At 39.4% G+C, this 9,218-nt stretch carries 8 protein-coding genes; 5 read left to right on the top strand and 3 right to left on the bottom strand.

Annotation, left to right across the window (positions count from 1 at the left end; genetic code table 11):
* Positions 1–142: 142 nt before the first annotated feature.
* Positions 143–1,156 (bottom strand): dihydroorotase, encoded by a 1,014-nt coding sequence (gene pyrC, locus AC33VI_RS04520; protein WP_491781076.1) that lies wholly within the window; start codon positions 1,154–1,156, stop codon positions 143–145.
* A 95-nt stretch (positions 1,157–1,251) separates the two neighbouring features.
* Here pyrC and pyrR point away from each other — a divergent pair, with 95 nt between their 5' ends.
* Positions 1,252–1,794, top strand: a complete 543-nt coding sequence (gene pyrR / locus AC33VI_RS04515; RefSeq protein ID WP_491781075.1) for a bifunctional pyr operon transcriptional regulator/uracil phosphoribosyltransferase PyrR — start codon at positions 1,252–1,254, stop codon at positions 1,792–1,794.
* A gap of 78 nt (positions 1,795–1,872) precedes the next feature.
* Complete coding sequence (gene radC, locus AC33VI_RS04510; RefSeq protein ID WP_491781074.1) at positions 1,873–2,604, top strand: RadC family protein; 732 nt, start codon at positions 1,873–1,875, stop codon at positions 2,602–2,604.
* A gap of 41 nt (positions 2,605–2,645) precedes the next feature.
* Here the strand turns inward: radC and AC33VI_RS04505 are convergent, their stop codons facing one another.
* The gene (locus AC33VI_RS04505) at positions 2,646–3,350 is read right to left on the bottom strand and encodes an urease accessory protein UreF (protein WP_491781073.1); all 705 of its coding nucleotides are present in this window, start codon (positions 3,348–3,350) and stop codon (positions 2,646–2,648) included.
* A 52-nt stretch (positions 3,351–3,402) separates the two neighbouring features.
* Between AC33VI_RS04505 and AC33VI_RS04500 the strand changes: the two genes are divergently transcribed.
* The 3 genes from AC33VI_RS04500 (at position 3,403) to AC33VI_RS04490 (ending at position 8,267) form a co-directional block, all read left to right on the top strand.
* Positions 3,403–4,350 (top strand): glycosyltransferase family 2 protein, encoded by a 948-nt coding sequence (locus AC33VI_RS04500; RefSeq protein ID WP_491781072.1) that lies wholly within the window; start codon positions 3,403–3,405, stop codon positions 4,348–4,350.
* A gap of 65 nt (positions 4,351–4,415) precedes the next feature.
* Entirely contained in the window at positions 4,416–7,052 is a 2,637-nt protein-coding gene (locus AC33VI_RS04495; RefSeq protein ID WP_491781071.1) for a CHAT domain-containing protein, read from the top strand.
* Positions 7,053–7,481: 429 nt separating this feature from the next.
* On the top strand, positions 7,482–8,267 hold the full coding sequence (locus AC33VI_RS04490; RefSeq protein WP_491781070.1) for a superoxide dismutase: 786 nt from the start codon (positions 7,482–7,484) through the stop codon (positions 8,265–8,267).
* A 105-nt stretch (positions 8,268–8,372) separates the two neighbouring features.
* Here AC33VI_RS04490 and AC33VI_RS04485 read toward each other — a convergent pair whose 3' ends face one another.
* Positions 8,373–9,167: a class I SAM-dependent methyltransferase gene (locus AC33VI_RS04485; RefSeq protein ID WP_491781069.1), complete on the bottom strand. Its 795-nt coding sequence runs from the start codon at positions 9,165–9,167 to the stop codon at positions 8,373–8,375.
* Positions 9,168–9,218: the final 51 nt, after the last annotated feature.

Here is a 9,218-nt window from a genome sequence, read left to right as displayed (position 1 = left end):
GACTGGGAGACGGGGAGACTGGGAGACTGGGGGAAAGTATTCCTAATTTATTCAAAGAGTGCGATCTTTGCGATCCACTCTTTAAAACAAAGGTAGGGCGCATCCATTATTGTTATTTAATATTTCTTTTACAAACAGTCTCTTAAATAACTTCACAAATAGACCAACTGATTTCTTTGTTAGCAAACATGGGGACGACTTCGCCGTAGGTGGCAGGGACTTTAAATGGTTTTGCTTCTAGGGTAATAGTTTTTTGGGGAGGGATAATGTTATAGATTCTTTGAGCATTATCGGAAACAAATCCTGGCAATTTATCGATCGCATTATGTTTGACAAACAATTCTACTAAAGCTGGTAAAGCAATTGGGGCGGTAAAAATGCCCGCCGCACAGCCACAAGCTTCTTTTTTATCTAAAGGGTGGGGGGCGGAGTCGCTACCGAACATTAATTTGGGATGGGCGTTGAGGGCTGCATTTAACAATGCTTCTCGATCTTCAGGACGTTTGGCAATAGGCTTGCAAAATAAATGAGGTCTGAGCAAACCACCTGCCAAGTCATCTAGGGTAATAATTAGATGGTGTAGAGTTACCGTGGCAAACAAATTTTCGTATTTATCTAGCAAAGCTACCGCATCGGCAGTAGTAATGTGTTCCATAATAATTTTTAGACGGGGAAATTTTTGGGCTAAATGCTCGAAGACTGGTAAAAATAATTTTTCTCGATCTAAAACAAAGCCATGAGTCTCCCCATGTATCAATAAAGGAATTGACAACTCTTCTAGATATTTTATTGTTGCTTCGGCGCGATCGATCGCAGCCACACCGTCTTCGCTATTGGTAGTTACTCCCGCAGGATAGAGCTTGACTCCAATAATATGGGGTTTAAATCGTTCTAATTCTTGGTAGCTATATTCTTTAAAAAAGACGGTCATATAGGGTTCAAAAACATCATTACCCACAATCGATTTAATTTCTCTTAAATACCCTTGCAAACGTTCGAGATTATTTACCGCAGGAACTAAGTTGGGCATAATTACCCCCCCTGCAAAAGAACGAGAACTTAAAGGAATGACTGTCTGTGCCATAGTCCCCTCGCGAAAATGAAGGTGCATATCTAGAGGCGAATGAATAACTACTCGATTGGTGGAGTTAGCCATAGTTAAAAACAAATATGAACATATTGAAGTGAATTGGGTTAGATAGTCTTGGCAATAGCTAGAATGACTACTAGTCTTTACGATCGCAAGAACCAATGTCAGCCCAAGTAGTTACTATTTTATCTGCTGAAGAGATCCGTCGTACTATTAATCGTATGGCTTCTCAAATTGTAGAAAAGTCTGGAGATCTATCCCAAATAGTTCTGTTAGGTATTTACACCAGGGGCGTACCTCTAGCTTATCTTTTAGCCAAACAAATCGAGTTATTAGAAGCAACTACTGTCGCCGTGGGCGCGATCGATGTTACCTTTTATCGGGATGACCTCGATAAGATTCGCACCCGTATTCCTGCTAAGACTAAAATTCCCCTCGATTTAACTGGTAAAACCGTAGTTTTAGTTGACGATGTTATTTATAAAGGTCGTACTATCCGCGCTGCACTCAATGCAGTTACCGAATATGGTAGACCCCAATCAATCAGATTGGCAGTCTTAGTAGATCGAGGACACAGAGAATTACCCATTCATCCCGATTTTACTGGTAAAAAACTGCCTACTGCTTCGGATGAAAAAGTCAAAGTCTATATTGACGAAATTGACGATCGAGATGCCGTGGAGTTAATTAAATCTTTGACTTAATTCTAGTTAAATTGAAAATTGGCTGCAAAATCTAAGTTATAGTTGTGTTACAAAATATTTTTTTATTGTTCTGTATTCATGACCTACCGCTTAAGAATAGCCGATTTACCTCCTAGCGAACGTCCTCGGGAGAGATTATTAGCAATGGGAGCAAAAAATCTTTCTGAAGCGGAATTACTAGCTATTTTAATTAGTACGGGTCAAACTAGAGGCAATCTCTCGGCAATTGGACTAGCTCAACACATAATACAAGAATTGGGGACTTATCGCCGCGCACCCTTGGATGTATTGCGAGATGTTCATCCCCGCGAGTTGATGAAGATTCCAGGTATTGGTATTGCTAAGGCGGCTACGATTATTGCTGCTGTAGAATTAGGTAAGCGTACTTTTCAATTTCGTCCCAATGAAAAAGTAACGGTAGATAGTCCTACATCAGCAGCAGCAGTCTTAAGCAATGATTTAATGTGGCAAAGTCAAGAACGTTTTGCGGTTTTGATGTTGGATGTTAAAAATCGTTTGTTAGCGACCAAAATTATTACCATTGGCACGGCGACGGAGACTCTAATTCATCCCCGTGAAATTTTTCGCGAAATTATGCGTCAAGGGGCGATTAAATTAATCGTCGCTCACAATCATCCATCGGGAAATCTCGAACCTTCTCCTGAAGATATTAATCTGACAGAAAATTTATTACAAGGATCTCAATATTTAGATATTCCCCTATTAGATCATTTGATTTTGGGTAATGGAGAATATCAAAGCTTGAGACAAGGAACAGATCTTTGGCAGCGTTTTCCCCAGGGAGAGTAACAGGAGTTTCAAATGCTTAATCTTGACTATTATGGTTAAGGTTAACTAGCAAATAGTCGGGAATTTAATTGAGAGTGACTCATTTGAGCTAAATCGATCGCGGGAGTGCAAGACCACATTTCCTCTAAATTCATCGATGATGCAGTGAGAAAAACGGTTTCTAGATCTGATGCTAAATTGAGAGAGATTTGTTGAGCTTGTAAATGTCCCAAAATACCCAAACGAATGGCAGCACCGAATAAACCCGTCATAAAACCATGTAAAAAAGCCAAAGAAGTATCGGTCAAACTTAGATTTGCAACATTGCCCACTACTCCAAAAACTACGGGATGCAAGCAGTTAAAACTATTTTTAGTAAAATCTTGAGCTAAGATTGCTAGTTGTTCCTGTTGCCAAGTAGATCTTGCCACCATTAATAAAGCCCGCCCGCTTTGACGTTGAGCTTGACGATTGGTAGCGATCGCCGTTTGCGCGAATAAATAACGATCTGCCCTTCTGATTTCTTCGAGATTTTGGCTGGCACTACTGCGATAACCATGCATCAATGCCACCAAATCGCTAGTACCAATTTTCTGGTGTAACAGTAGGCGTAAAAAAGTCTTGACTTCTTCAGGGTGTTTGATGCGATCGCCCTGAACTAAAAATTCTAAACCATGAGAAAGGGTATAAGATCCAGAAGGAAAAAAAGAATCTGACAATTGCATCAAAGTCAGTTTTTGCTTAATAGTTGATTCTAGTTCCCTCATATCTTAATCACCACTGGAAATAATAAACTAATTAAAATGGCGCGATCGACCAATGAAGTCAGATTTAATTGAAATATCGATAGTAATTCCTTTATACAATGAATCGAAAAATATCGAGTATTTATTCAATAGATTAAACTTAACTTTAGAAGCATTAAAAATTAATTACGAAATTATTTGTGTTAATGATGGCAGTAGAGACAATACTCTAGAAAAATTAATCAAATTCAACCAACAATACCCGACCATTAAAGTAATTAATCTTTCCCGTAATTTTGGTAAAGAAATTGCTCTTACCGCAGGGTTAGACCGTGCTAGTGGTGCAGCAATCATTCCCCTCGATGCAGATTTACAAGACCCTCCAGAATTAATCGGAGAGCTAATCGCCAAGTGGCGGGAAGGTTACGATGTAGTTTATGCGACCAGGCGATCGCGTCGAGGAGAAAGTTGGCTCAAACAAGCTACAGCCATAGCTTTCTATCAAACTATTGGTAAAATAAGTCCCGTGCCCATTCCTGCCAATACTGGAGACTTTCGCTTGCTCGATCGCCAAGTGGTAGAAGCGATTAAAAAACTACCAGAACGTACTAGATTTATGAAGGGTTTATTTGCTTGGGTAGGATACAAACAAACTTCGATCTTGTTTGATCGCGATCCTCGTCATTCTGGAAAAAGTAATTGGAACTATTGGAAACTATGGAATTTTGCTTTAGACGGGATTATTTCTTTTAGTTTTCTACCTCTAAAAATTTGGAGTTATGTCGGGGTTACTATTTCTTTTATTTCTCTTTTATACGCCTTATATTTAGTAATTCGCACGCTTATTTTGGGGGTAGATGTGCCAGGATATGCTTCTTTAATGGTGGCAATCTTATTTTTAGGCGGAGTGCAGCTAATTACTTTAGGAGTATTGGGAGAATATCTAGGTCGAGTCTATGAAGAAGTTAAAGGTAGACCTTTATATTTTGTGAGAGAAACCTATGGCTTTGATTCCGAGTAATATAACCTATAACCTATAACGACTCTTACTTTTGACCCTGCAATTTATAATTGCCCTAACTACGTATGTCTATCCCTAAAACAATTATCCTCTTTGTTATCGCGGTTTATTTGACGGTAGGTTGGCACATACCAGCCCAATCACAACCGTCTCCTGCATTAGAAAAAGCGATCGCCGCCCAAAAATTTTACAGTCAAGGAGAACTAACTCAAGCCGTTACTAGCTGGCAGGCAGCAGCCGAAGCATATGAAACAGAAGGGGATTTGTTGGGCAAGCAAAAGAGTTCGATCAATCAGGCTCAAGTTTTACAGGATCTCGGACTATATCCCAAAGCTTGCGATAGTTTGCTAGAAGCTTTTGAAATCAAAAATGCTGAATGTAACGACCTAGGAATAGAGATTTTACTCGAAGATCTAAGGGCAAAAACCAGAATATCTACCCTGGAAGGTTTTGGTTTGCGGAGTTTGGGAACTGTCTTGAGAAGTCGCGGTGCGTTAGAAAAGGCGAAAAGTGTCTTAAAATTGAGCGAAATTGCTACTCAAGATACCGATCAATGGGGAGCGACATTGTTGGAGTTGGGCAATGTAGAACGAGCCTTGGCAAGCCTCGATCGCGATCGCAGTAGCTACGATCAAATTACCGAAATTATTGACCGCCAAGATCCCGAATTAGTTTTAAAGCCCTATCAAAAAACTCTTACCGCCTATCAAAAAACCGCCACAGATAGACAAACATCTCCTATTACTCAAGTTCAAGCCCGACTCAATGCTCTCAATTTATTAATTGAAATTGAAGACTGGTGGCAAAAACAAACTAGCCGTAGAATCGATACTTGGCAAAGACAAAAAGAAGTTAGATCCATTGAAACTGCAACTAATTTTGCCGAGTTGCTAGAGTCCAGACTGGCGAAAACTAGAACTAGTTTATTAACGGCGATCGATAATAGCTGGCATCAAATTCCCCCCAGCCATCAAAGTATTTATTCTCGCATTAACTACAGCCGTAGTTTGGCAAAACTAGACAAACCACAGCGGGCTAAATCGGTATTGCAAACCGCCCTCTCCCAAGCCAAAACAGTGGGAGATCGACTGGGAGAAAGTTATGCGTTGGGTTATTTAGGAAAATATTACGCTGAGTCGCAACAAATAGATCGAGCGATCGCCTTAACTAACATGGCTTTAGCTTCTGCCCAAGCCAAAAATAGCGATCGCGATACCAGAGATATAACCTATTTGTGGCAGTCCCAACTGGGTCAGTTATTAGAACAGCAAGGACAAATAGAATCGGCTATCTCAGCCTACACCAATGCTTTCAACAATCTGCAATCTTTGCGTAGCGATCTCAATGCCAACGATCGCGTAGTCCAGTTAGATTTTCGTCAAGAAGTCAAACCAGTCTATTTACGCTTGGCTAATTTACTCTTACAAAGCGATCGTCCTCAAGCTTTGGAGTCTTTAGAACTAGTGGCAAATATTAAAGATGACAACCCCAATTTAGAATTAGCCCGTCAAGTAATCGAATCTTTACAAGTAGCAGAATTAGACAATTTCTTTCAAGATCCTTGCTCGGAAACTGCCGATACAACCATAACTATCGATCGCTTAGATCCCAACGCAGCAGTCATCTATCCGATTGTTTTGCCCGATCGTTTAGATCTAATTCTTTCTTTGCCCAATCAACCCCTACAAAGATTTACTACCGTAATTTCTCAAGCAACTGTCGATCGCACTATAGATTTACTTTATGACAGTCTTTATAACCCTAGCGTTAATAAGTCTGCGGTTAATATCTTTAGCACAACTCTGATTAACTCTGAGGAAATCAGGGAAAATATGCAGACTCTGTTACCTCTATTTCAAGAGTTACACGACTGGTTAATTCGCCCCGTGCTTCCTAGTTTGACCGCAGCAGAAATTCAAACCCTAGTTTTTGTGTTAAACGGCAAATTACAAAATGTTCCTATCTCTGCTTTGTATGACGGTCAACAATATTTATTAGAACAATATGCCATAGCTTTAGCCCCCAGTTTGCAATTACTCGACCCTAAACCTTTGGCTAGAAATAAGACCAAGGTATTGGCAGCAGGATTGAGCCAGCAAGTAGAAATTCAGGGGAATATCTTCCCTGCTTTAATTAATGTTCCTCAAGAATTAGAGGGGATTAAAGCTATTTTTCCCAAATCCCGTCAATTATTAGATGCAGAATTTACTAGCCAAAAGATCTCACAACAGCTAGAATCTGGCTTTTCAATCGTTCATCTAGCTACTCATGGGGTATTTAGTTCCGATCCTCAAGATACTTTTGTTGTTACGGGAGACGGTCAGAAAATAGATTTAGATGGGTTAAGCAATCTTTTAAGCTCTAGCAGTACCAATCCTGAATTAGTAGTTTTGAGTGCTTGTGACACTGCCACAGGAGACGAGCGCGCTATTTTGGGTTTGGCGGGAGTAGCAGTTCGTTCTGGTACTAGCAGTACGATAGCTTCTTTATGGTCGGTAGATGATGCTTCTACTACCCAATTAATGAAAGATTTTTATCGAGAATTTGCTAACCCTAATGCCAAGAAAGTAAATGCTTTGCAAAATGCACAAATATCTCTGATGAATTATTTACGAGAAAATCCGCCATCCTCAGCTTTAGAAAATTTACCACCCCATCCTTATTATTGGTCGCCTTATGTTTTAGTGGGAAATTGGCAGTGATTTGGTAGTACTAAAGAGGTATAGACTGGAGGTAGAGAATTCCATAATTTTCGAGCTGCGATTTCATCGCGATCGCTTTACGTTGCTCAAAAACATACAGCAGTTTTCATCTAAGTCAGGTACAGAATAGATAGTTTTAAGGCGCAAAGGACATTCGTGTGTCCGCATGCAGGCAGGGGGCAGAAGGCATTTGTAATTCATATTAAAGCCTTAATGCAGCTTTATCCCCGTCAAAAATAACTTAGAGACTGTAGATCGGATTGATTGAGATTAATTTTGAGGCAGACATTGTCTGTCTAATTTTTTAGGGATTTTTTGGCTAAATTTTGCCAGAGTAATCAACCTTTTGCACAAATCTCAGGAAAATCTCAGGAAATAAGCGCAAAATCTTGAAATAATCATCATAATTAATTTTCACGACTTCGATCTATGCAAAATAAAAAACTGTACGGCTTTGTTTTTTGTCTTACCCTAGCTACATTTATTTTAATTAACAATTTTCAGATAAATAAAAGTATCGCTTCTATTCCTCAAGATATGGGTGCGAATACTTCTTTTTCTCAAAGCAGACTAATTGCCCAAACCACTGGTGAGGAGTTTAGCCTACCTCCCTTACCTTATAGTTATGATGCTCTAGATGACTACATCGATAGGGAAACTATGACTATCCATCATGACAGACACCACGCAGGATATGTTAAAAATTTGAATAAAGCGATCGCTCTTCATCCCGAACTTCAAGGAGAGTCTGTAGAAAATCTTTTGCTCAACCTCGATAGCGTACCTGAAGATATCTTAACTACAGTACGTAATAATGGGGGCGGTCACGCCAACCACACCATGTTTTGGTCAATTATGAGTCCCGATGGAGGAGGTCAACCTACTGGAGAGATTGGGGAAGCTATTAATAGTACTTTTGGCGATTTTGAATCCTTCCAGGAAGAATTTAATAATGCAGGCAAAACAAGATTTGGTAGTGGTTGGGTATGGCTGGTTATGAATGAGGATTTAACCTTAGAAATTACCAGCACAGCCAACCAAGATAGTCCTTTTATAGAAGGTCAATATCCAATTATGGGTAATGATGTTTGGGAACACGCTTACTATCTTAAATACCGCAATAAAAGAGCCGATTATCTAGAATCATGGTGGAATGTTGTTAATTGGTCAGAAGTAAATAGTCGCTTGGAAATGGCGAAAAACTTTATGGAATAAACTTTTTAATATCTTCTTTTGTGGAAGAGGTTTGGTAGCGACAGGAAAAGTTGAAAATTGTTCGATCTCTAATTTTTCTTCTCGTCCCAACCTAATTTTGTACGACTATAACGATCGAAAACAAGTTGTTAATTGAGAGATCCAACCAACAGGCTGAGTTTGAATTTTAATCAAGCCAATCGAACTCAACCATTCATCGATATTTCCCGCTGCATAAACTAACGAATAAGGTTCTTGAAATAGTCGGATTAACCAGGGAGTGTGACGCAAACGTCTTTGATTGCCATCTAAGATGATAATTTGACCTCCAGGTTTAAGCAGTCTTTGGCATTCTTGCAAAATATCTAAGGTAATTTTCACAGGAGTTTCGTGGAACAGAAAAGCAATAGAAATCAGATCGAAACAACAATCTTGAAACTGACTGGCTTCTGCTAATCCTTGTTGCCAATTAATAGCTAAGTTAGCTTTTTTAGCTTTATATTCTGCCATTAAAAGCATATAAGGAGAAATATCTAATCCCGTTACTTGGGCTTGGGGAAATGCCTGTTTGAGCATCATTGTGGAACTTCCCGTACCGCATCCCAAATCTAGAATGTTTTGGGGTTGTTTTTGAACTAAATTAATAGCTTGTTGGCGTAATTTATTTTCGTTGGGAGGCGCAGCAAATTGAGTTACCACATCGTAAGTTACAGGAGCGATCGCATTAAGATATCCTCCAACAATGCCATGGAAATTTTTACTCTGATAATATTGAGGATAGATATAATCGGGATTGACGTAGCGATCGCATTCTCTGACCCAATCTAAATTATCGTAGAGGTTGAGATTATCTTTGCCAATCAAAGCACCCACCATGATTCTCAACCAAGACAATAAAATCGGGTTTTCTAAAATAGTCATTTCTTAAAACAATTAAAAAAAGGCGGGTTAAGCTACCCACCAAGTATTTAT

It is taken from the genome of Waterburya sp. (assembly GCF_058530065.1).
Note: the sequence above shows the minus strand (reverse complement) of the source record. Positions and strands in the feature narration are given on the sequence as shown.

Excerpts from the sequence above, each read along its gene's own strand:
- AC33VI_RS04500 (WP_491781072.1), top strand. The coding sequence starts at position 3,403 with ATGAAGTCAGATTTAATTGAAATATCGATAGTAATTCCTTTATACAAT.
- pyrR (WP_491781075.1), top strand. The coding sequence starts at position 1,252 with ATGTCAGCCCAAGTAGTTACTATTTTATCTGCTGAAGAGATCCGTCGT.
- AC33VI_RS04485 (WP_491781069.1), bottom strand. The coding sequence starts at position 9,167 with ATGACTATTTTAGAAAACCCGATTTTATTGTCTTGGTTGAGAATCATG.
- pyrC (WP_491781076.1), bottom strand. The coding sequence starts at position 1,156 with ATGGCTAACTCCACCAATCGAGTAGTTATTCATTCGCCTCTAGATATG.
- radC (WP_491781074.1), top strand. The coding sequence starts at position 1,873 with ATGACCTACCGCTTAAGAATAGCCGATTTACCTCCTAGCGAACGTCCT.
- AC33VI_RS04505 (WP_491781073.1), bottom strand. The coding sequence starts at position 3,350 with ATGAGGGAACTAGAATCAACTATTAAGCAAAAACTGACTTTGATGCAA.
- AC33VI_RS04495 (WP_491781071.1), top strand. The coding sequence starts at position 4,416 with ATGTCTATCCCTAAAACAATTATCCTCTTTGTTATCGCGGTTTATTTG.
- AC33VI_RS04490 (WP_491781070.1), top strand. The coding sequence starts at position 7,482 with ATGCAAAATAAAAAACTGTACGGCTTTGTTTTTTGTCTTACCCTAGCT.